The organism is Limnobaculum parvum, assembly GCF_003096015.2.
GTDB lineage: Bacteria > Pseudomonadota > Gammaproteobacteria > Enterobacterales > Enterobacteriaceae > Limnobaculum > Limnobaculum parvum.
In genome coordinates, this window is record NZ_CP029185.2 from 1,374,536 (window position 1) to 1,397,654 (window position 23,119).

The window sequence follows — 23,119 nt, forward strand, 5'->3', positions numbered from 1 at the left end:
GTCTGAAATTCAGCTTAGGGTATTTATTTCATAGCGTAAAATAAATACCTGAGACATAAGGTGATAGTTGTCACAATTTCTTAAAATTGTGTAAATACCGAACATAACCCAGTAATTATAAATTATTTAATTATCTTTTTAACCCCATAAAATTTATATAAAAATGAGATCGATATGTCATAAATAGAGTATGGATAAGTATAGTTGCTGCGAATTTATTTGTTAGAAAAAATAGGGTAGAAATAACGTTTATCCGTTAAAAAATGAATGAATAAAGAACGCCCCAATCAAGAGTTGCTAGCTAATTGATTTTATTGTGAAAAAAAGATAATTTCATATGTATAAAAAAACAGTATTGACAAGTGCACGTAAAGGGTTAGATTGGTCCGTAACGCAGGCGCAATCAATCTTTCGGGTGATTTTGTAGCGTCGGTGTTTTGTCTAAAAAACGCGATAAAGGCCTCGAAGTTAACGCACGTTAATGAGAAGAAGCCGCGATTCGGGTATCAATAGTTGTCATTGCGGCAGAAGTCGGGTCACGAAATTTAGAGTATCATCGCGTACTGGGAACGAAAGGGCGCGTGACAGTTTCAGACTGATGATGAATTGAGAACCTGTTGCGTAGGTGGTGTACTGAAGTTAGTTAAACCCAATAAAGCAAACTAACTTGATGGTTTAAATGTGCAGAAAATTATAGTGTTTCGGTCAATAAATCGGAGGGATTTTTAGCTATAAATACTTAATTTTTCTCTTATGTAAAACGTGTACATCTAGTTTTTAGTAGTAATGATTTGTTGAAGTATTAATGTTTAACTCACAATTTGTTTTACCCTAAAGCCCTGGCTAACACTAGTCAGGGCTTTTTCATTGGTAACCAGCACGACTCAATACATCAATGCGGTATTATTGTGATACGTATTTAATTGAATTCTGAAAAACAAAAAGCCCGCTAAAAAGCGGGCTTCTCTAAATATGGCTCCTCTGACTGGACTTGAACCAGTGACATACGGATTAACAGTCCGCCGTTCTACCGACTGAACTACAGAGGAATCGTGTGAACAGGGCGAATGATATCTGCCATTACTAACGGTGTCAACCGCTCAACATGGGAAAATAGCGCGTTTGATTATACTTCACGCAAAATGTCAGGTAATTGCTTCTGTTTTAGTCAATTAGTTCAATTGTTGTTCATGTAATTAACGATAACAGTTTTAATCTTGCCTACTTAAAGGTTGCTGGGTATTGATAGATCCCTGCCGACACCATTTTGCTTGAAAAGGGGGCTATTGTTAGTGAACAACGGGGGCGAATATGTGCATTAGGTGTTTAGGTCACCATTGATGATTTTGGGTCTGGATTTTTCAGCCTCTCTTATTTATTACCCAATAAATTTGGCGTGTTTTATAAGTGGCAGACTACACGGGCTCACACAGTATGTTTTAGTCTACGCCGCGAGTTTTGTGATTGTGCGGATTGCTGCAAGATAATCAACATGAACAGTCAATGAAGACGTGAGCCTATTTCCCTCATGAATTTTTATGTCTCCGATATTGGCAATATCCATATTTTTTGTGATTTTAATCACAATTGAGTAGTAATCAGTGAAGCATCCATTGTCATCTCTTCTAACTCACTGTAACGTCACCTTCAATCTGGTTTAAACCAATTGGGTTAATTCATGGAAAGTAATTCAACTGTAGAATTTGCGAAACACAAGCTTAATGATTGGCTGAACACTGGCAACGTATCGCCTGGAAGTAAGTTGCCTTCTGAGAGAGAACTTGAGGAGTTGCTGGGAATAAAGCGCATGACTTTGCGTCAGGCATTACTTTATTTGGAAGGTGAATCGAAAATCTTTCGTAAAGATCGACGGGGTTGGTTTGTTGCGCTCCCTCGATTCAATTACAGCCCTAACGCCTCTACTAGCTTCAAGCAAGCGGCGGTTGAACAAGGGCGATTGCCGTCTTGGGGTTATCTGGAAAAAGAATGCACTCGTACAGCAGCCCCTGAGATTTTGTTTCTGCTTGGTGTTGAAGAGGGGCATGAGGTTTACAAAATTTGTGGTTGGGGAGCGTTGGATAATCATAAAGTTTTTTACCATGAAACATTTATCAACGCACAGATTGCTCCAGGTTTTATTGATGTGTTGGGTGAGCATTCATTTGCTGAAGTATGGGAAAAAACCTACGAAAAATTTACGCATACTCAGCATTTGGAATTTAAACCTAGTCGTTTTTTAAGCGGGGCTGATAAAGGGATGGGGGGAACCGCGGGAACTCCTTCTATTCGTGTAAAAAAATATCGTGCAGATGAAACAAATAGAGTTGTTCAGATCGATATAGAGTATTGGCGTTTTGAGTCCGTAGAATTTTTTATCGACTTATAAGGAGCTTTATGAATCGTTTACAAGCTACAAAAATTCTTCAGCGTGTACAAGATATTCCACTGTATTTACATGCTTATGCATTTCATTTAAATATGAGAATGGAAAAATATTACCTGAAGATTTATTGGATATTGCCAGCCAACAACAATTGAAGGGGGTGAAAATCCACGTTCTTGATGGTGAGAGTCAATCTTTGGGTTGTGCGAGTGATGAACAGTTGAACCATTTTGGCGATAAAGCTCGCAGGTTAGGACTTGATGTTCATATCGAAACCAGTTCTTCTGATGCTAAATCAATTGATCATGCTGTAGCCATTGCAAATAAATCCGGCGCTTCCTCTGTGAGGTTTTACCCACGTTATGAGGGGTATTTGGATGAGGTGTTGGCGAAAATTGCACAGGATATTCAATATATTAAAGCAAACTACCAACATAGTGGCCTCACTTTTACACTAGAACAACATGAAGATCTGAAAAGTCACGAATTAGTTAGTTTAGTTTCAGATGCCGATTTCCCTCAGCTTTCTCTATTGTTTGATTTTGCAAATATGATCAATGCAAATGAAGAGCCGCTGTTCGCATTAGCTGAAATGGCAACACAAATAACACAAGTACATATTAAAGATGCGCTGATTACACATGAAACTAATGGGTTAGGGCATAAAGCCTGTATTTCTGGACAAGGTGATTTGCCATTTAAAGAATTACTCTTACAACTCATTTGTTTAGGTGAGAATGAACCTCAGGTTATGGCATATGGGCTCGAGGAAGAAGTCGATTATTATGCCCCACCATTCCGCTTTGACGGTGAAGGTAATAACCCATGGATACCATGGCGAGAAATGAGTGAAACCCCACTTCCTGAAGAAGAGCTAGATATAAGATTGGTTAAAGAATTAAAGGATGCATTAAACCAAATAAATTATGTGCATAATATTATTAATGAATTAAAACAGGATGCATTAACTGTTCTTAATTAAATAAAGATTTAATACATCAGGGTGATACATCCTATTTAATCTGGGGTGATTCCATTATTTAAAAATTTAAGTAACACCATTATATCTAATGGTGGGGGGAACTATGCTAACAAAAAAGAAATGGACCATATTTAGTCTGCTTGTTTTATGTGGGGGTACTATTTATAAACTGCCTTCATTAAAGGATGCGTTTTATGTCCCGATGCAAGAGTATTTTAATCTTACCAATGGTGAAATTGGGAATGCGATGTCAGTTAACTCCATAGTGACGACCATCGGTTTCTTTTTATCTATTTATTTTTCTGACCGTTTGCCTCGTCGTTTTACTATGTCTGTATCATTGATTACGACAGGGTTATTAGGCGTATATTTATCTACGATGCCAGGCTATTGGGGAATCCTTTTTGTTTGGGCATTGTTTGGTGTTACCTGCGACATGTTGAACTGGCCAGTATTGCTTAAATCGGTCAGTCTGTTAGGGGACAAAACTCAACAAGGCCGGTTATTTGGTTTTTTTGAAACCGGGCGAGGAGTCGTAGATACCGTTGTTGCCTTCAGTGCTTTAGGGGTTTTCGCATGGTTTGGTGGCGGATATTTAGGGTTTAAAGCGGGTATTTTGTTTTATTCTTCAATTGCCATAATAGTGGGCATCATTTTATTTTTTGCCATGAAAGGGAATGTTGAAGAAGCAGAACTGGCCAAGCAGGAAGAAAAGAAGAAGGCTGAGAAACCAGGATTAGGAGGTGTATTAAAAAACAAGACGGTTTGGTTAATTGCCTTTAGTGTCTTCTGTGTTTATGCCGTTTATTGTGGACTAACCTTCTTTATTCCATTCTTAAGCAATGTGTATGCTCTGCCTATTGCGTTGGTAGGAGCGTATGGAATTATTAACCAATATTGTTTGAAAATGGTTGGTGGCCCGATCGGTGGTTTGATTGCAGATAATGTTTTGAAATCACCAAGTAAGTACCTCTTTTATACATTTATTATTAGTGTTGTTTTATTAGTTGTATTGATTATTTTACCTCATGAGCATATGTCTGTTTATTTAGGTATGGTGTGTACGTTGGTATTCGGAGCGGTAGTATTTACTCAGCGGGCAGTATTCTTTGCACCTATCGGTGAGGCGGGAATTAGCGAGAAAAATACTGGGGCAGCGATGGCGCTTGGTAGCTTTATTGGTTATGCACCGGCAATGTTTTGCTACAGTCTATATGGTTATATATTAGATGGTTACCCAGGACTTCTTGGTTACCAAATTGTCTTTGGTTTGATGGCTGTGTTTGCCTGTATGGGAATCTGTATTTCGGCTATGCTCATCAAGAGTATTCGCCAGGATAAGCAATCTACCTCATTGCAATCCGCATAATAAAACTTTCATCTTGGCGTACCCAGTGAGGGTGCGCCAATAAAATATTAAGTAATAACAGAAGTGATCTGTCCTTGATTTAATACCTACCTTGTTTTCAAATCAATCAGCGAAAACGAAGTTATTACATGATGACAAGACAACTTTATACTCCTGAATTTAAGCGCAGAGCCGTTGCATTACTACTTGAAAGCGATAAATTTGTTGCTCGTATGGATCAAGATATTGATATCAAAGAAAATACACTCTATAACTGGAAAAATTGTATCAGGATAAGCCTGATTCTGCCTTTCCTAATTCACTTCAACTGTCTGAGCAAGAATTAGAAATTCGTCGTCTAAAGGCGAAAATCGCTGAACTAGAGGAGGATAAAAATATCCTAAAAAAAACAGCGGCATTTTTTGCGCGGGAAAGCCGTTGAAATATGCCATGGTCACTCAATTATCGGCTTTCCATTCTGTTAATCGTCTTTGTCGGCTGCTGAATATCAGCGCCCGTGGTTATTGGGCATAGTGTGGGCGGGCACCTTGTACCCGCAAGCAATTAGATGGTTTTCTTATTGCAAGAATGACTCAGTTGCACCAAAACAGCCGTGGAAGCTATGGTATCCGTCGCTTACAAAGTGATTTAAAGGATGCGCCGTGTTTTCATGGCAAGACACGGCTTAGTCGACTAATGAAACTGGCTGGTTTGAAAGCCGCTAATCAGCCCCGCTATAAAGTGACAACCAATAGCCGACATAATCACGGCATTGCACCTAATTTATTAGACCGTGACTTCAACCCCATAGCGACAAATATTGCCTGGATACCCGATATCACGTACATAAAAACGGACGAAGGCTGGTTGTATTTAGCCACGGTACTTGACCTATTCAGTCGAAAAATCATTGGCTGGAGCTTAAGCCCGCGTTTAAAAACGCCCTTAATTATTGATGCGCTGAACATGGCGGTAAAATAGCGGCAAGCGGGTGAAAAAGTGATAATTCATTCAGATAGAGGTAGCCAATATGCTAGCCACAACTATCAAAAAGCGTTAGGGAAATAGGGTTTTATCTGCTCAATGAGTGGCAAGGGCTGTTGCTATGATAATGCGGTGATGGAGAGCTTTTACCACATGTTAAAAATAGAGCTAATGCAGGGAAAAGCATTTGTTACCCGAGCCGCGGCAATGAATTCAATATTCGATTATATTGAAGTGTTCTACAATCGCCGTCGCAAGCATTGGTAAGTACCCCACCAAAACGCCCCATTCACTTTTAGAGATCTTCTGACATATTGATTATGTCCCCTGAGATTGTAAGTACCCCATCAAAACGAGCCATTCACTTTTAGAGATCTTCTGACATACTGATTATATCCCCAGAGGAGATCACCATGCGTAAAATCCGATTCACAGAGCACCAGATAATCGCCGTTCTTAAATCCGTTGAAGCCGGACGAACGGTGTAGTGGATCACAAAATCAGGACACCGGAAGAATACAGGCTGACGGTTAAAAACCCGGAAATCTCAAAAAGTACTAGGTCCTAAAATGGGTGTACTTACATCTTTAGCGCCTGGAATGCGCTGCTTTCCATTTCACAATTATCATGTTAATGAAGAGGTTTTTATTGTTATTGAGGGATGTGGTGAGGTTAGAATCGGTGAGAATATTTACAGCATTAAAAGTGATGATGTTATCGCTTGTACTGCAGGTGGACAAAATACGGTTCATCAAATTATCAATAATAGTGAACACGAGTTACGTTATTTAGCCCTAAGTACACAAATCGCAACTGATGCTGTTGAATATCCAGACTCAGGAAAATACAGTGTCATGGCTGAGTTTGGTGTAGATGACAAAGGGAATGTTCAAGGATTTCAGTCCATTGCCAGGCTCAACGATAGTGTTGATTATTGGCAGGGTGAATAGTTTAAGTCACGTAGTCATAACGGAGACAGGCAATTACACAATTTGAATTATAGGCTCTAAAAATCTGAAACCACTTGCTGCTGAACTAGCTAAAGACTTCTAAACAGGAAACAGATCTCAATTCAAACTCTTTAGACATAAAAAAAGCCTCTCTGTATGTCTATCTAAGAGAGGCTATCAATAACTAGCTATATTTTTTATTTCAGGCTTTACCTAGACGCATCCAGACTACCTAAAACGATGATATGGCTCCTCTGACTGGACTTGAACCAGTGACATACGGATTAACAGTCCGCCGTTCTACCGACTGAACTACAGAGGAATCGTTTGAACGGGGCGAATCATATCCATCTCTATTCAGGCTGTCAACGCTAAATTACCATCTTCAATTTGAATGTTCATCAACTGAACAAATTGACGCGATGTTAGACAAAATGACGGAATATTTCATTCGATCATTTGCCTGATAACGCTTTTTTCAATGTACTTTTAGCCGCAAATTCCCAGTTGCCTTTATATACCAGATCATCAATAACCCAACTTTCATTCTGTTTAACCATTTTGATTTCATCAGTCCAGTGAAGAATCGATTGCCCTTGTTCTGAGCGGGTAAAATTAGCCTGCAAAGTCACGCTATTCGCACTGGGTAACACGGGAATAGAGGGTATATCAACAGAGGTTGGCCCTTCGAACAGACTAGAGAAAAGATCACCATCGACCAGTGATGGTTTTTCGTTAGGGTGCTGTCTTATTTCTTCATGCTGGCGTTTTTTTGCCTCTTCCAGCAATTGGTAGAGATTTGTACTTATATAAGGCTTGAATGTGGCAAGTTGAGTATCAGTTGGAAGGCCAACGCTGCCACTAATAAAGTACTGACTATAAAATTTTTGTGCCGTCATTGCAGGGTCGTTAGAGCCGTAGTGATGGCTGACGGTTGTTTCTGTTACTACACACCCGGTTAACGCAAAAGTGATTAACACACTGCATATTATTGATAACCAATATTTCATTTATACCTCTCCATTGTGGTTGCAATGTTTGCTGATTGAAAGATGTCCGAGTTGGTGGCTTCAGCAATAAGTATAGAAGAGCTTTATTTGGATGATATTAGCTATGCTCGGGTAAGTGTGGCATGAATATTGAGATAATAGAAAGTGGCTCAATGCGGACGTTTCTTATCGCGAGTGATGATGGAAAATGTCGTGAAAGACAATAATGTTATGAGCGGAATATAGTGTGTTGTTTTTCGAAATGCTATCTATTGAAGCATTGCTTAGCTTTGATAGATATAAATTTATTATTTAAAGGTAGTCGTGGAGACTGCATAGCATTCATATGAGACGACTATATAATAATGGTATTGTTACCTAATAATGTGGATAGTTATTTCATGATTAAAATTAAGTGTTGGGGAATTTCATTTGGGAAATGATATATTTCTTTGTATTATGCCTTATCTGTACATAATTTCTTATTATAGTGAATATATTATTTTAAATAAAACGAGTTACATCGTATTTTCACACGTATTCTTATATATTGCATTTTATATATGACTTATGCCGTCATAAATATATACCAAAATAGACTAATGAAGAGATTTTACGGGTAGCCGATTAGCTATCTTACATAGATAGCTAACGCTAAGTCATTATAGGATTTACTGAAATAGATAATTTGTAAGTGTAAATAAGCTTACTTAAGCGGTAACCAGTTTTAGGCATGGCAAGCCAAATTAAGGTAAATAACGAATAGCAATTCTTAATTTATAAAACAAATTATTTGACTTGAGACCAAATAGTTTTAGGCACTTTACCTAAGTCAAATAGTTTACCAGCCACTAATTCTGCACGACGATGATCGGCAGCACGATACATATTAGCTAATATATTATTATCCACTAAAGAATAATTTAATTTATCATAAAGGCGCTCTAAGCTATCGTGATTAGAACATTTTCGGAACATCATTAAATAATCAATATCGCTCATTATATTTTACTTTTATTGCAGACTAAATTGAATGGTAGCCCAAGCGAGCCAAACTAGCATAAGTAAACGTTACGTTAGGTGATAAACTGCTTGGTGAATAATATAATACTAGAGTATCGACGGCATCGTCCCGTAGACGCATATATAATAGTATGTCGGCAGAAAATGAACAAGCGTTTATAATAATATAATTATTCTCTGCCGATAAATGCTAGTAACTTAAACTCAAAATCTTTCGGGCTTCTATTACTGAGATATCTTTACGCTCTCCCAGAGGTAATAAATTAAATCTTTTTAAATAGTTAATTGCTTCCTCAATTGCTGATTCAGGTATCCCATAAGCGCTAAGATAGGTAGGTAGTCCCATATTTTCAAAAAATTGGCGTGTAAGTGTAATCGCACTATTTATCCGTTTTTCTTCTGTTCCTTCAGTGAGTTGCCATACTCTTTCTGCATATTGTAGTAGTTTCAACCGCTTATTTTCTTTCTGCACTTCTAATACAGCAGGGAGGAGAATCGATAATGTCTGAGCGTGATCGAGCCCATAGTGAATGGTAAAATAGTATCCTATACGGTGTGAGGCCCAATCTTGTGGCACACCAACCCCAATTAGGCCATTAAGTGCTTGAGTAGCACTCCACATGATGACTGCTCTGACGTCGTAGTTTTCTGGATCTTTTAATGCCTTAGGGCCTTCTTCAACTAAGGTTAGCATTAGCCCTTCGGCATAGCGATCCTGAACTTTGCCATATACGGGATAAGTCAGATATTGTTCGGCAATGTGAACAAAAGCATCGACAACACCATTGGCCAATTGCTTGGTTGGGAGAGTGTAAGATTTTCTGGGATCAAGAATGGCAAAGCGTGGGAAGAGTAGGGGATGTTTATGGCTTAATTTAGCATTGAGAGCCGTATTACTAATTACGGCGGTGCCATTCATCTCTGATCCGGTGGCGGGAAGGGTTAATACACAACCAATCGGTAATGCTTGCTTTAATGGTGCGTTACTAATCCATGTTTCCCAAGCGTCATCTTCAAAATAGACTGCTGCGGCAATAAATTTCGTACCATCGATGACAGAGCCGCCACCAACAGCAATCAAGTAATCTATTTTTTCCGCTTTAACAATTTCAACCGCTTTCATTAATGTGTCGTAGTGAGGATTGGGTTCGATACCCCCAAACTCAATGTACTCTCGTTTTCCCAGCGATTGGATCACTTCATCAATGGTGCCAAATCTTTTAGCACTTCCGCCACCATAGGCGATCAGCACTTTGGCATCTTCAGGTAGTTGTGCACCGAGATCTTTTATACGCTCTGTACCAAACATAATGCGAGTTGGGTTGTAATAATCGAAGTTAAACATATTCAGCACCATTCATTGTTGTTGTCAGTGATATGTTAATCAATATTGGGACATTCAACAGAAAAAACGCATGAAATAATAAATTAACATGAATTGAGGTTTCTAAGTTATTTAGAGAGGTCAGATATAAATAGTAATTTTTCCCCGTATTCACGGGGAATTCTATTTTTCGCAAAATGAATAATATATTACCACTAATACGAATGGTAAATCCTAGCAGATTATATTGTTATTAATGTGTAAATAAACGCCGGGATGGAGAGATAAAGCGTTGATTGAAACCTGTAGATAGACGTTGGCATAAAAAATAGCCAACCCTAAGGTTGGCTATAGATGAAGAACTTTGCTGCCGGTACATTATTTCAAAAATATGCCGCCCGAATCACCTAGGCGCTGGTTGTTAACCGCTGGCTTGGTTTTTGCTTTGGATTTTGCTGCGGTCACTTTTTTAGCTGCGGGAGTTCTGTTTCCACTGGGTAATGGCGCTGTCAAACGGGCAACGGCACCTTTCTCTATGGTATCGATCTTACCGCTTTCGACAATACCGTAAGAGATTTTATCTTTAATCGAGGTGATCAGAATGGTGGCGACTTTCTCTTCAGTTGCACCCAGTACTTCTCCGGTATCCGGATCAATTAGTTGCTCACCTTGAGAATAAATATCAAAACGATCGCCGTCATAGACCATAGCTTCACCACGATTGATCACTACCTGACCGTTAGTCACAGCAACAACTTTAGCCGGCGTCAGTTTATTGACAATCTTGTCGGCAATAACATCGCTGATCTGTTTGCGGGCAGTTTCAATATATTTGCCACCTTGTTCGAAGACGCTGGAATCAGACCACTGAATACCATGAGTCGCCGCTTCCAGTAACGAATAGCGTACGGTCACTTTGGTTCTGTGGGAACTGCTAACATCAAACTCGCCGGTTAAATCAATGCTGGTGACTTTTGTGGTGGTTTTTACGCCGGCTTCAGTCACATTGATGACCAGAATATAGTCAGCGAGCAGGGCAGCTTGCTCTACACTGGTAGCATTATCTGAGCGGCCTTCCAGCATTTTCTCTTCTTGAGCGAATGCTTTCTCATTGGTCGCACTACGATCTAGCACGGTAAAACGTTGTGACTGCACGATGCGATCGGTGATTTCCTGACGAAGAGTATTTGCGAAGGCAGAGCGGTTACGGTTACCCGTAGTAATGATGGCCAAACGGTCACGCTGAGAAGAGGCCTGAGAGGTTTTACGCGCAACGTTCTCTACTTCAACGGTCAAGGCAACGGTACAGCCTTTGGCATCGCAATCGCGGTTTTTTATTTTATATCCTTTAACGATACCCGCACTTTGAGTATTGATTTGTGCGCTCTGACCCGCATTGACGGTAATATCACGGTGACTATCTGCGGCAGCATTAATGTTGATATTTTCAGTATAAGTACTGTTACCTTTCTTATTACTTAGAAAAGAATCATCTTTGTTTTGATTGTCCTGAACGCTGGTCTCTTTAACATCACCATTAGTGTCATTTTTATCATTGATGCGAACATAGTTACCAGCACGTTCTGACTGTGTTGAAACGGTTATTCCATTAACCTGACGAACGGCATCGGCCAGCGCGGCATCAACTGCTTTTTCGTAGGTTTCACCGTATCCTTGTGCCTCAACGGTTTCAATTTTTGCATAAGCGGCAGATGAAAACACGAAGAAAGCGACAAGTACCAGGATCCATTTTTTCATTCGAGCATCCCTAATGGATTAAGTAGGTTATGTAATGTTTGTAGTTCGAATAAACTCATAACATTACGCGAGGTAATTATTACCAACTAACAGAGCGATTATCGCCACGTTTGATGATTGGGTACTCTTTTTCCCAATAGGCTAAACCATCATCCAGATTGGTCAGGGTTAGCTGGAAGTAGTATTCCACTTGTTGAGTGCTAGAGTTTACACGTTGATTTTGTTGAATGATCTTACCGGTTAATGAGAAGTCAGGAGCGATAACTCGTCCATCTTTCTTTACGGTTTTTTGGTTAACCATTTTTGACTTACGCAGTTCACGAACTTTGCGCGTCATTTCATCTTCTGGGCCGTTAGCGTTAATCGCCGTGGTGACCACGAAACGACCCGAATTTAACAGGCTGATACGAATTTTCTTGGTTAACTGATCGGTATCAATACGCTGATCGGTATCGTTGACAATGTCGGTTACGGTTAATACATAGCGACCACCCTGAGGATGAACCAACAGGTCAGAACTCAACATGTCATCAACCATATTCGTCGCAGCCATTTCAAAGTCTTTGTAATCTAGCCCCATAACAGCAACGCTGTCATTTTTGCTGTCAACATAATATGTGGCTTGTTCTGCACAACCAACCAGTGAGAAAGCAACAGCCGCGGCAAGCAGCGTTTTTTTGTTTAAAATTTTCATCATGAAAGTTCTCAATACAGTTTAATGATTAGAATGATAATTCTGCCCGTTAAACAGGGCTAGATAGCGTTTTTACTGGTTAACAGATTGACCTGTGGAACCATATTAGCGTTCAACGCCCTTACATAAATAACTACCGGTTGAGGCGTTGCGGGTAAATCTACTTGAATAGCAGCACCACCTGATGGATTAATCTGAAGCTGCCCATCTTTTGGCCATTTCACATAGGTTACCTGAAACTCGTAGGGGAGGGTATGCCAACTGCGAATATCAGCCTGTGTGGTGACGGCCTGAGCGATACCGGTAAGAACGCCAAGTATTCTGACTGTCTTATTATCAGCGTTTCTCATAGAAACCTGTGCCGCTGTTTTTAGTGCGGCCCGGGTCAACTCTTTGATCAAAATACCTGTAAATTCTGTTTTAAATTCTCCCTGAATAATTTTATCCATGTTAGCGAATGGTTCGGTTTGTTTCTCTCCGTTGACCGACAGATAAGGATACGCCGGACTACCGGACACAAGCGTTGGTAATGCCATACCGGTGTAGACGGCACGGCTGGTCACTAAAAACAATGGCAGATCAATGCGGCGTTCTATTTTATGGGCGGCGGTACCATTTTCAAAAATAATCCAAACGCCAGGTGCAACTTTATGACCATTGTTAGCAAGATTGAGATCGGTACGGATCTGTTTGCTGTGGGTCAGGGCATAGGCTCGTTTTAGGCTCTCTTTGGCTTTATTCAGGTCGGCGACACTTTCGTTATTAATCAAAAAGTACAGACCGTGGAGATAGAGTGATGCAGGATTGATATACCCATCATAGGGGGCCCATTTAGCCACATCAACCCCTGAGTCGCCCAATCTTTCCATCGCGCCAGAGTATGTTTCACCTAAGTGGTTACTTTTCACGCTGTCTTTTTGAGCGTTGATTTCTTCAGAGAAGTATTCAGCAGCTCGGCGTTGGCGATCGTCTACTCGATTCCATTCCACGCGGGCATCATTAAAATCAGCCTGCTGCCAAAAATTCAATGCTTTGTATGTGTTAACCATGACACGGTCATATACCCGTGGGGTATAGCTCATCACGTTATCATTAACCACCATTGAAGCCGACTGACTAAACCCGTAGGTTGCCAGATTTTGCGTCTCATTTTCTTTAATCAGCGTTTCACTGGTATCAAAAATTTTGGTGGAACGGTCCAGTTCACTGTTCATACGCAACAATGTGCCCGCTTCAAGAGACCATAATAGCTCAGTGGCAATATCTGCGTCAGAAGAGACGCCTTCTTCCAGCGCAATGTTCTGTGCTAACTCGAGTTGTCCTTGCGAAAGCGAGTAGTCAAAGTTTTGGCGTGATGGCGGATTTGAACAGGCGGCCAACGTCAAAACAATACCACTGCAAAAAATAAAGCGTTTGATTTTATTATTCATATTGTTTCTGTTATAGGGAGAAAGTCACGGGATTGCATAGCAGGCATAATTAATAGAAACGATATGCAGTCGTGTCGTGTGATACTTCCTTTGTCCGCAAGTATATCCGCCTTTTTACAGGGGGGAAACTGAAAAACCAGTCGCCAGTTTTCTGCTTCTATTCCCCTTATTTTCTCTGGATTCATTATTGACTCAACCTTTGCATAGGCGTGTGTTGTGATAACTCCGAGACTGTAATGATTTTGGAAGGTAATTGTCCTGAGGTTTTATTAGTTTCAGTACAAGACTAATGGGTATTCAACTCATTGGGTGAAATGCTCTTCCGAGTAAATAGAGCAAAACAAAGCCCAGCGACTGCACCTGCGATATGCCCTTCAGTGGAAATATCCGGATCGCCAGGTAGCAGGCCTGAAGCCAATCCGCCGTAATAAAGCAGAATCAATACACTATAAACAAAGTCGAGTATCTTTCTTCGAGTGAATGCGTTTGCCAGCAATAACATCCATAAACCAAAGATCCAACCGCTGGCACCAATATGGATCGCGCTACGGGCAAAAACCCAAACCAGCAGCCCGCCGAGTAAAATAATAAAAGCGCTGGCACTGACGTAATAGCGTACTGAATGAGTTAATAATAACGCACTTAATATCAGTAAGATCGGTAAGTTACTGAATAAGTGCTCCCAGTCCCGATGTAAAAAAGGCGAAAATAGAATCCCCAAGAGTCCCTGAGCCGAACGGGGAAGAATGCCGAAATGGTTCAGAAATCCACCAGTTATCGTGTTCACCAGTTGTAAACCGATGAGAACGACGGCGATCAGACTCAGAATTTTAATGCGTTGTTGTATCCACAGTTTCACTGTTATTTTAATTCCTTAAGGCCTGAACGCTTTCTACCAGCTCGGCTAATTGTGCGGGGAATATCCACCCGATCAAGTTTGGTCATCCAGCCCGCTATGTTGGATATATCAGCAGTATCAATGTCAGCGTCGATACTATCAATATTGAGGATGTCGATATCCAGCAGGCCAAAAGAGGCACATATCCAATAGAATGGGATGATTAATAACAAGCTGCTGAAAATGATAACTGGAAACGTTAAGCTGTTTTGTAAGAAGAGCGTCATTAGAATCCTTTCTAAAATGATTGGCAATTACAAAATTGATTTTAAGTAAATCAGGTTTCAACCTGCTTTGGTAGTTAAAATAAAGGCTTTTTTGATATTTACCGAAACAAAAAGAGAATTATTTCTATATATGTATATATAATCCTTTAAATCCAATCAATTAAAGATATTTAGAGTTAACTTATTAAAAGATAAATATTATTTTATACTATCGGTAGCATGTTAATGGTTAATGGTTAATGGTTAATGGTTAATGTAAAAGGTCAGGTTATGTTCAGATGCGGGCGTGTTATCTTTTTTTTCATGATATCTGTGATAGTAGGGCTGATTTCGGGCTGTAGTGCCATTCACGATCGCGGAAGTTATTGGGTGGACGACAGCCATGTTGCTCAGGGAAATGAGCCGCGAGTTAATTTCTTGATTTTTCACTACACCGCAGAAAATGAAGCGAATTCATTAACCGTGCTGACCGGAGAAAATGTCAGTGTGCATTATCTGATCAATGCTGTGCCGAATGAGATTTCAAGTAAGCCGGTGGTGCTACAACTGGTGCCCGAAGACCGCAGAGCATGGCACGCAGGCGCCAGTTTTTGGCGTGGGCGAATGAATCTGAATGATACTTCGGTAGGAATTGAACTGGTTAATCCGGGCTATCATAAAGTGGGAACTGAACGACGTTGGGAGCCCTATACGGATGAACAAATAGCGTTACTGATTACATTATCGAATGACATTATCAAACGTAATCAGATTAAGCCGGAGAACGTGCTCGGGCACAGTGATATTTCCCCTCAGCGCAAAGTGGACCCCGGCCCTCTGTTCCCGTGGCAAAAGCTGGCGCAGGCAGGTATCGGTGCATGGCCGGATGCCGGGCGGGTGAGTCACTATTTGGCTATTCGGCAATTGGAGAAAAACCCTGATATTGCAGTCATACAAAAGAACCTGAATCGCTATGGTTATCAGCTACCTTCAAATGGTGTATTGGATGATGAAACCCGCAGGGTGGTTAAAGCATTCCAGATGCATTTTCGGCAGGCTAATTACTCAGGCATCCCGGATGCGGAAACATTAGCTATTCTGGATGCCTTGCTGGAAAAATATCGATCCTGATGAATAACCGCTTTAGGGGAAGATGTGACATCGCAATCGCATTAACGAGCATCCTTTTTTGAGGCGGCTTGTCGATCTAATTCTTCAGCCAGATAAGCGATTCGCTTTGCCATGCCTTTAAATATAAACAGGTGGGCAGGCATCATCACAAACCAGTACAACAGGCCACCGAAACCAGCAGGGTGCCACCAAGCGCGAACGTCCAGTTCTCGAAACGGTTTATTATCATTGATGCTTAGCGTTAGTCGGCCCAATCCGGGGGCTTTCATACCAAATAGCATGGCTAATTGGCGCAGTGGCTTGATGGAAATCACTCGCCATGAGTCAATATGGTCGCCTATCGCTAGTTGATCTTTGTCGGGTCTGCCATAGCGTTTTTCCCCACCTAGCAGGTCGTCCATCCAACCGCGGATATTCCACAAATAGTTAGCGTAGAAGTAACCTTCCGTTCCCCCAACTTGTTGAATAATTTGCCAGAGGCTTTCAGCGCTAGCCGTGGTTTTTATGGTATAGCCAGCATGTTTGGGGTAGAAGGCATAGCCCGGTCGCCAGCGCGCTCTGGCCTCAGGGTCATATCCCCAATCGGCAGAGTTTACCGCTGATTGCTCTTTTTGCATGGTGCTGATAACCGCTTCATCATAATTAATCAGCGTTTGTGGTATGAGTTGCTGTAACGGTGCGGCATCTGCGGGTAGGTTATGCTTTAAACCTTCAATTAAGGCTTTGGCCGTAGTGGTTGGGACCGTGGTAATCATATTCAACCAATATACGGAAATCAGTTGAGTTGGTAGGGGAATAGGAATAATCCAGCGCTTCTTGGCGGTGATTTTAATAAAACGCTCAAACATATTCTGATAGCTGATGTATTCCGGTCCAGCCACGTCAAATATCCGATTTTCTGGCGCTGGGTAATCAATAATTTGAGATAAATAGGTCAGCAAGTTTTCCAACGCTACCGGTGAAGATTTGGAGCGAACCCAGCGTGGAGGGGTAAGAATTGGCAGGCTATAGACCATATCCCGCATCACTTCAAAGGCAGCGGAACCTGCGCCAATGATGATTCCGGCCCGTAGTTCGGTAACGGGAATACCGCTGGCGCGTAAAGTATCGCCGGTAATTTGACGTGCCAGTAAGTGTTGAGAGGAGATGCTTTCTTTTGGCTGTATGGCACCTAAAAAGACAATCTGTTTTACGTCGGATTGCTTTAAAGCCAGTTGGAGGTTTTGCGCCGCCATCTTTTCGCTATAAAGAAAGTCTGCCGTTTCTCCCATGCTGTGAACCAGATAGTAGACCACATCAATGTTATTCAGCGCGGGTGTGATGGTTTCTGGTTTAAATAAGTCCACATACTGACAGCTCACATTGGGAATCTGCTGTGCTTTCAGCCACTCAATACGTCGGGCCGCCGCAGTGACATGATGCCCCTGAGTGGTCAAATAGGGGATAAGATTTTGCCCAATATATCCGCTGGCTCCGAGGATTAAAATACGTTGTGGCGTCATAGCGTGGCCCTGATATGTTCTTATTGAGTTAATAAATTGTTACTTATTGTAAAGGGTAGCATAAGAAAGAAGAAAGCGTTAGGTTTTCAGGGAAATAGCAAAGCCTAAGTAGAGGTATAGTGCCACAGAAAGGTGATTGAGATTGAATCGCCAGTCAGAATGTAAATAAAGTATTAAATACGCGTTGTTCTGACCGGCTATCGAGGTTATTTACCGTAGTCTAATGTATCAGGCTACTTCAACATCTCCGGTTAATTGACAGCTACAGGCCAGCACATAACCCTGGGCGATTTCATCTTCCGTTAGGCTCATTTGGCTGGTGGTGGTGTAATTGCCTTTAACGATTAAGGTTTTACATGAGCCACAAACCCCTGCACGACAGGCGGCAATAACCGGTACTTTATTCTGTTCCAGCGCATAGAGCAGGGTGGTGCCTACTGGCGCAGTAAATTGTTGGTTAGTGCGAACAACAGAAATATTCAGCATTGGTTCATTGCCCGTAATACACTCGGCAGCCGTATGAAATTGCTCTTTATGAAAACGCTCACGGCTGACTCCCAGTGCATAACTGATAGTTTCTACCTGATCCATGTAGACAGCAGGGCCACAGGTCATGACGGTACGGGTGGCAATATCATCCACTTTTTCGGCGATCGGCTTCTGAGAGATTCGACCAGATAGCCAGCCCTCATCAGCTTGATGTTCTGCCATCAAATGCAGGGTAAGCTGAGTTGGATAACGCTGAACCAATTGCTGCCATTCTTTAGCAAATATCACATCAGCCGGCGTTCGCACGTTATAAAAAACAATCAGGTTGCTTTCTGGCTGATTGGCTAATAGCCAACGGGTCATTGACATAATCGGGGTCACACCGCAGCCACCCGCCAACATCAGATAACGTTTATCGGTTACCTTAGCGCAGGTAAATTCCCCCTGTGCATCGGAGAGCCACAGAGTGTTACCGGGTTTGACTTCCTGCGTTAACCAAGAAGAGCCTTCACCGCCGGGTAATGCGCGTACCGTTAAGGTAACGAATCGGCTTAATCCGGGAGATGAGGAGAGCGTATAGGCTCTGAGGGTGCTTTCACTATTACGAATGCTGACTAAGGCATACTGGCCAGGAAGATAGGGATAGAAATCCTGAGCAATCAGTTCTAGAGTCCAAACATCGGTAGTTTCCTGCTGGATGCTGTGGATCTGCATAGCATTAGGACAGAGAGTTGTTGGCATTGTCATACGGTAAACTCAACATATAAGGTGGAGGTGAGAAAATTCACCTCCACAGGATGATAACTAATTAGGCTGCCAGAATTTCGTTGATATCTTGTTCTACGGTTGTAATAGAACGCATACCGAAATTCTCTTTCAATACGTTTAACAGGTTCTCTGTTAGGAAACCAGGAGCCGTTGGGCCGGTATAGATATCTTTAACGCCCAGAGCCAGTAAGGTTAGTAAGATAACAATCGCTTTCTGTTCAAACCATGAAAGTACCAGAGTCAGTGGTAAATCATTGACGGTACAACCCAGTTTTTCGGACAGTTTAACCGCTAGCATAATGGCAGAGTAAGCATCATTACATTGACCGACATCCAGTAAACGAGGCAATCCTTCCAGCGTACCAAAGTCCAGTTTATTAAAGCGGTACTTACCACAAGCCAACGTCATAATCAGACAGTCTTGTGGAACGCTGCGGGCAAAGTCGGTGTAATAGCTACGTTCATCACGGCTACCATCACAGCCACCAACCAAGAAGACATGGCGCAATTTTTTCTGTGACACTAAATCAATGACGGTATCCGCGGCATTAAGCAGAGTTTGGCGACCAAAACCAACGGTGATTAGATGTTCTATTTCACTATAAGGGAAACCCGCCATTGACTGAGCTTGACTAATGATGGCGCTGAAATCATCGCCATCAAGATGTTTTGCACCCGGCCAACCAACAATACTGCGGGTCCAGATACGGTCGATGTAGTTACCCGGGTTAGGATCAATAATACAGTTTGAGGTCATCACGATAGGCCCCGGGAATTTCGCAAACTCGGTTTGCTGATTCTGCCAGCCGCTGCCGTAGTTACCCACTAAATGCTTATATTTACGTAGTTCAGGATAACCATGGGCTGGAAGCATTTCACCGTGGGTGTAAATATTGATGCCGGTACCTTCCGTTTGTTGCAATAGCATTTGCAGATCTTTTAGGTCGTGACCCGAAATCAGAATCGCTTTACCAGCAACCGGTTTGACGTTAACGGATGTTGGGGTTGGATCGCCATAAATGCTAGTTTCACCGTGGTCAAGAATCGCCATGATTTTGAAATTCATTTTTCCGATGTTCATGGCGTTATCCAGTAAGGTTGCCATATCCGTTGGATTGGTACCTAACCATGCCATTAACTGGTGATATTCGTCATAAATTGCGTCATCGTATTGGCCGAGAACCAACGCATGTTCCATGTAGGCGGCGGCCCCTTTGAGACCATACAGGCACAACATGCGTAAGCCATGAATATCATCACCGATTTCTGTTTTATCTTTATTGAGTGCGAATTCGGTCGCTTGTTGCAAAATTGCCGGCAGATCGGCAGACAATTGCAGGTTCGCCATTGGATGGTCCAGTTGCAGATTGCTATCAATGGTACGGCAACGGTTAGTCAGGGATTCACGCAGGATAATGGCATCTCGGGCGTAGCCAATAATGCGGTCAGACTCAAAGTTAACGTTAGTCAAGGTAGAGAAGAAGGCTTTTGGCGCGAACGAATCAACCTGATGGTCGATAATGCCTAAATTCCGAGCCTTTACTGCCCAAGCTGACAAGCCTTCCAACACGGCTACCAGCAGATCTTGCAGGTCTGACACTTCAGCGGTTTTCCCACACATGCCTTGTGCATAAGAGCAGCCATTTCCGGCAGGGGTGCGGATCGTTTGTTCACATTGTACACAGTACATAATCAAGACACCTTCTATAAGTTGTATTTCTAATTCATGTTTATCTTAGATCGGTGAGTGGAATTTAAAAAGGTATTTAAAATGCAACTTTAATGGTTTTTGATTTAAATCAAAAAATGAGGATATCAAGTATGGAAGCAGTTTCGTCTACAGGTCGTGCAGAGTTTGAATTGGGAATAATGATCATCGTCGAGTCTCGGCCAATATTGCTGTTGGTTATGCAACCCATACTCGCTCAGCCGTCATCATAAGAATGATTAGACCTAAGCACATGGTTTGTTGGCAGTAAGTTATCTGATTTTATTTAGAGATTTTATGCCCGAATCAAAGTGCTGTGCGGGTAAAGTGTGATGTACAGAAAAATAAAGGGGAATATATTGCTATTCATTCAGGTATTTTCATCGAGTTAATAGTTTTTAGCGCGGACTAACATATAATTATCTTGTTACTCAGTAAATTATAGGGAAGATAAAACACTTTCTGCCGCTGGCTAAGAGAGATGATATGTATTTAGAGCGCGTTGAAATAGTAGGATTCAGAGGAATTAATCGTCTGTCACTGCTGTTAAATGAAAGCGTGGTATTAATCGGTGAAAATGCTTGGGGTAAATCAAGCCTGCTGGATGCATTAACATTGCTTTTTTCCCCCGGCAGCGATCTTTACTCCTTTAAATTACAGGATTTTCATTATCCGATGGGAAATGAGGTAGCCCGCCAAGAGCATTTACATATGGTTCTTACCTTCTGTGCCCGAGAAGTTGACTCTCCTTATATGTCTAAATTCCGCAAGCTTTCACCGTTATGGGTAAAAGGCAACGGCGGCTTATCGCGTATCCTCTATCGTTTGGAAGGTGAAGTGCAGAAAGAAGGGAACGTAGTAACCACCCGCTCGTTTCTGGATGCAGCAGGCCATACGATGGAGCTGGAACATATTGATGAATTAGCCCGTGAGATTGTTCGTTTACATCCGGTATTACGATTACGTGATGCCCGTTTTGGTCGCCGTTTCCGTCAAGAAACGGCCCAACTGCAAGAACAGGAAAATGAAGCATTAAGCCAACAATTAGCCCGATTGGCGGAGGAGTTAGAGTGTAGCCCTCAAAAATTAAGCAATAAGGATTTAAAGCAGGGATTACAGGCGATTCATGCTTTGCTTAAGCACTATTTCATCGCACTAAACGCTAAAGAAAGCAGCGAAAACATCCACTATAAGGATGAAAAATATCGCCATAATACTCAGCTTTGGCAATCATTGAACTATCTGAATCAGCTCATCTCTGAACCGGAAAGCCGCAATATGCGTATGATTTTACTGGGCGTATTTTCAACGTTGATTCAGGCCAGAGGTACGGAAAATCTGGATGCTAAAGCAGTGCCTTTATTGTTGATTGAAGATCCAGAAAGTCGGCTGCACCCTATCATGTTATCCGCAGCTTGGGGATTGCTCAGTAATCTGCCGTTGCAAAAGATCACTACCACTAACTCAGGGGATTTGCTTTCTCTGGTGCCTCTGGAAAGCGTTTATCGCTTAGTTCGTCAATCTAATCGGGTAGCGGCTTTTAGAATAGAATCGGGCGAGCTGAATATTCAGGAGCGTAGACGTATTTCGTTTCATATTCGTTTAAATCGAGCCTCCTCATTGTTTGCGCGTAGCTGGCTGTTGGTGGAAGGGGAAACCGAGGTTTGGCTATTGACCGAACTGGCTCGTCAGTGCGGATATCATTTTGAAACAGAAGGTATTAAGGTCATTGAGTTCGCTCAAAGTGGTTTAAGACCACTACTGAAATATGCCAGCAAGATGGGGATTGAGTGGCATGTGCTGGTGGACGGTGACGATGCCGGTAAAAAATATGCCGATACGGTTCGTTCATTTATCAATGGGGGTGGCGACAGTGATAGGGAGCGGCTGACCCAATTACCGGCTCTGGATATGGAGAATTTTATGTTCAAAGAAGGGTTTAGCCGCGTCTATTATGAGGCGGCTGGTATTCCCGCCAATGTCCATATGCCAACGCGCAAAATTATCAGCAAAGCGATTCAACACAGTTCTAAGCCTGACCTCGCTATTGAAGTGGCTGAACGGGCCGGGGTGATGGGAATAGAAAGTATTCCACCGTTACTGAAGCGTATGTTTTCCCGTATTTTATGGTTGGCTAGAGGTCGGGCAGGTAACTGAGTTTACACATGGTTTAACGGTCGGCACATGGCATGAATGGTTATTATTTCAGCGTTTAGAGTGCGATTTTGTATCCAAATGTTATTTTATGTGAGTTTTCTTTCCGCTATTACTGCAACACATCCTTAGATAACGAACTTTTTATTGGTTTAGAAGGTCAAAAAATTTTGATTATCACACGATAAAAAGTCATTATTCATTAAAAGCAGTAAAGGAAATCTGTGTACTGCCTGACGGTATATCCATAGATATATTCTTGCTCTGAACGTTAGCGCTATCTCAGATTGCGCTAACGGGGGCGGCAAAATTCCGATGCTACCGGCGAAGTCAGGGGTGGTTTCAATTATAATCACCATTCTTTTATTAACTCAGGCAAACTATCTGACTGCTATTCC

At 41.8% G+C, this 23,119-nt stretch carries 19 protein-coding genes, 2 tRNA genes and 1 pseudogene; 9 read left to right on the forward strand and 13 right to left on the reverse strand.

The genetic code is table 11. The annotated features are described in order from the left end of the window. Positions 1-973: 973 nt before the first annotated feature. Positions 974-1,049: transfer RNA gene (locus HYN51_RS05515), tRNA-Asn, on the reverse strand. A gap of 629 nt (positions 1,050-1,678) precedes the next feature. Here HYN51_RS05515 and HYN51_RS05520 point away from each other — a divergent pair. From HYN51_RS05520 to HYN51_RS05550, 7 genes and pseudogenes are all read left to right on the forward strand, one after another. Beyond that, positions 1,679-2,386 carry a GntR family transcriptional regulator gene (locus HYN51_RS05520; protein WP_108901914.1) on the forward strand — a complete coding sequence of 236 codons (708 nt, stop codon included), beginning with the start codon at positions 1,679-1,681 and terminating at the stop codon, positions 2,384-2,386. Positions 2,387-2,394: 8 nt separating this feature from the next. Next, positions 2,395-3,365 (forward strand): annotated as a pseudogene (locus HYN51_RS05525) (sugar phosphate isomerase/epimerase family protein). Between the two features lie 103 nt (positions 3,366-3,468). Next, on the forward strand, positions 3,469-4,734 hold the full coding sequence (locus HYN51_RS05530) for an MFS transporter (RefSeq protein ID WP_108901915.1): 1,266 nt from the start codon (positions 3,469-3,471) through the stop codon (positions 4,732-4,734). A gap of 131 nt (positions 4,735-4,865) precedes the next feature. After that, complete coding sequence (locus tag HYN51_RS16785) at positions 4,866-5,060, forward strand: transposase (RefSeq protein ID WP_407936343.1); 195 nt, start codon at positions 4,866-4,868, stop codon at positions 5,058-5,060. Positions 5,061-5,301: 241 nt separating this feature from the next. Further along, the gene (locus HYN51_RS05540; RefSeq protein WP_108901917.1) at positions 5,302-5,694 is read left to right on the forward strand and encodes a DDE-type integrase/transposase/recombinase; all 393 of its coding nucleotides are present in this window, start codon (positions 5,302-5,304) and stop codon (positions 5,692-5,694) included. Positions 5,695-5,868: 174 nt separating this feature from the next. Beyond that, entirely contained in the window at positions 5,869-5,964 is a 96-nt protein-coding gene (locus HYN51_RS16790; RefSeq protein WP_407936344.1) for an IS3 family transposase, read from the forward strand. A gap of 302 nt (positions 5,965-6,266) precedes the next feature. Continuing rightward, positions 6,267-6,647 (forward strand): cupin domain-containing protein, encoded by a 381-nt coding sequence (locus tag HYN51_RS05550; RefSeq protein ID WP_108901919.1) that lies wholly within the window; start codon positions 6,267-6,269, stop codon positions 6,645-6,647. 246 nt (positions 6,648-6,893) lie between these two features. Here the strand turns inward: HYN51_RS05550 and HYN51_RS05555 are convergent. The 9 genes from HYN51_RS05555 to HYN51_RS05600 all read right to left on the reverse strand — a co-directional run bounded on the left by HYN51_RS05555 (position 6,894) and on the right by HYN51_RS05600 (position 14,990). Continuing rightward, positions 6,894-6,969, reverse strand: a tRNA-Asn gene (locus tag HYN51_RS05555). A 133-nt stretch (positions 6,970-7,102) separates the two neighbouring features. Then, positions 7,103-7,657 carry a DUF3828 domain-containing protein gene (locus HYN51_RS05560; protein ID WP_108901920.1) on the reverse strand — a complete coding sequence of 185 codons (555 nt, stop codon included), beginning with the start codon at positions 7,655-7,657 and terminating at the stop codon, positions 7,103-7,105. 768 nt (positions 7,658-8,425) lie between these two features. Then, positions 8,426-8,638, reverse strand: coding sequence for a transcription modulator YdgT (ydgT, locus tag HYN51_RS05565; RefSeq protein ID WP_047781396.1), 213 nt, complete (start codon positions 8,636-8,638; stop codon positions 8,426-8,428). A gap of 211 nt (positions 8,639-8,849) precedes the next feature. Further along, the gene (locus tag HYN51_RS05570) at positions 8,850-10,004 is read right to left on the reverse strand and encodes an iron-containing alcohol dehydrogenase (RefSeq protein WP_108901921.1); all 1,155 of its coding nucleotides are present in this window, start codon (positions 10,002-10,004) and stop codon (positions 8,850-8,852) included. 357 nt (positions 10,005-10,361) lie between these two features. Continuing rightward, positions 10,362-11,741 carry a hypothetical protein gene (locus HYN51_RS05575; protein WP_108901922.1) on the reverse strand — a complete coding sequence of 460 codons (1,380 nt, stop codon included), beginning with the start codon at positions 11,739-11,741 and terminating at the stop codon, positions 10,362-10,364. Between the two features lie 79 nt (positions 11,742-11,820). Next, the gene (lpoB, locus tag HYN51_RS05580) at positions 11,821-12,438 is read right to left on the reverse strand and encodes a penicillin-binding protein activator LpoB (protein WP_230514025.1); all 618 of its coding nucleotides are present in this window, start codon (positions 12,436-12,438) and stop codon (positions 11,821-11,823) included. A gap of 56 nt (positions 12,439-12,494) precedes the next feature. After that, positions 12,495-13,865 carry a COG3014 family protein gene (locus tag HYN51_RS05585; protein WP_108901924.1) on the reverse strand — a complete coding sequence of 457 codons (1,371 nt, stop codon included), beginning with the start codon at positions 13,863-13,865 and terminating at the stop codon, positions 12,495-12,497. A 286-nt stretch (positions 13,866-14,151) separates the two neighbouring features. Further along, positions 14,152-14,724, reverse strand: a complete 573-nt coding sequence (locus HYN51_RS05595; RefSeq protein WP_108901926.1) for a rhomboid family intramembrane serine protease — start codon at positions 14,722-14,724, stop codon at positions 14,152-14,154. A gap of 2 nt (positions 14,725-14,726) precedes the next feature. Then, a complete protein-coding gene (locus HYN51_RS05600; protein ID WP_108901927.1) occupies positions 14,727-14,990 on the reverse strand; it encodes a hypothetical protein in 264 nt (87 codons plus the stop codon). Positions 14,991-15,293: 303 nt separating this feature from the next. On the opposite strand from HYN51_RS05600, the gene HYN51_RS05605 reads away from it, so the two are divergent. Continuing rightward, a complete protein-coding gene (locus HYN51_RS05605) occupies positions 15,294-16,100 on the forward strand; it encodes an N-acetylmuramoyl-L-alanine amidase (RefSeq protein WP_108902181.1) in 807 nt (268 codons plus the stop codon). A 41-nt stretch (positions 16,101-16,141) separates the two neighbouring features. Here the strand turns inward: HYN51_RS05605 and HYN51_RS05610 are convergent, their stop codons facing one another. The 3 genes from HYN51_RS05610 to hcp form a co-directional block, all read right to left on the reverse strand. Continuing rightward, positions 16,142-17,602, reverse strand: a complete 1,461-nt coding sequence (locus tag HYN51_RS05610) for a DUF2867 domain-containing protein (protein WP_108901928.1) — start codon at positions 17,600-17,602, stop codon at positions 16,142-16,144. 228 nt (positions 17,603-17,830) lie between these two features. Further along, a complete protein-coding gene (hcr, locus tag HYN51_RS05615; protein WP_108901929.1) occupies positions 17,831-18,838 on the reverse strand; it encodes an NADH oxidoreductase in 1,008 nt (335 codons plus the stop codon). Between the two features lie 61 nt (positions 18,839-18,899). Then, the gene (gene hcp / locus HYN51_RS05620) at positions 18,900-20,549 is read right to left on the reverse strand and encodes a hydroxylamine reductase (protein ID WP_108901930.1); all 1,650 of its coding nucleotides are present in this window, start codon (positions 20,547-20,549) and stop codon (positions 18,900-18,902) included. Between the two features lie 504 nt (positions 20,550-21,053). On the opposite strand from hcp, the gene HYN51_RS05625 reads away from it, so the two are divergent. Next, positions 21,054-22,724 carry an ATP-dependent nuclease gene (locus tag HYN51_RS05625; RefSeq protein WP_108901931.1) on the forward strand — a complete coding sequence of 557 codons (1,671 nt, stop codon included), beginning with the start codon at positions 21,054-21,056 and terminating at the stop codon, positions 22,722-22,724. The last annotated feature ends 395 nt before the right edge of the window (positions 22,725-23,119 follow it).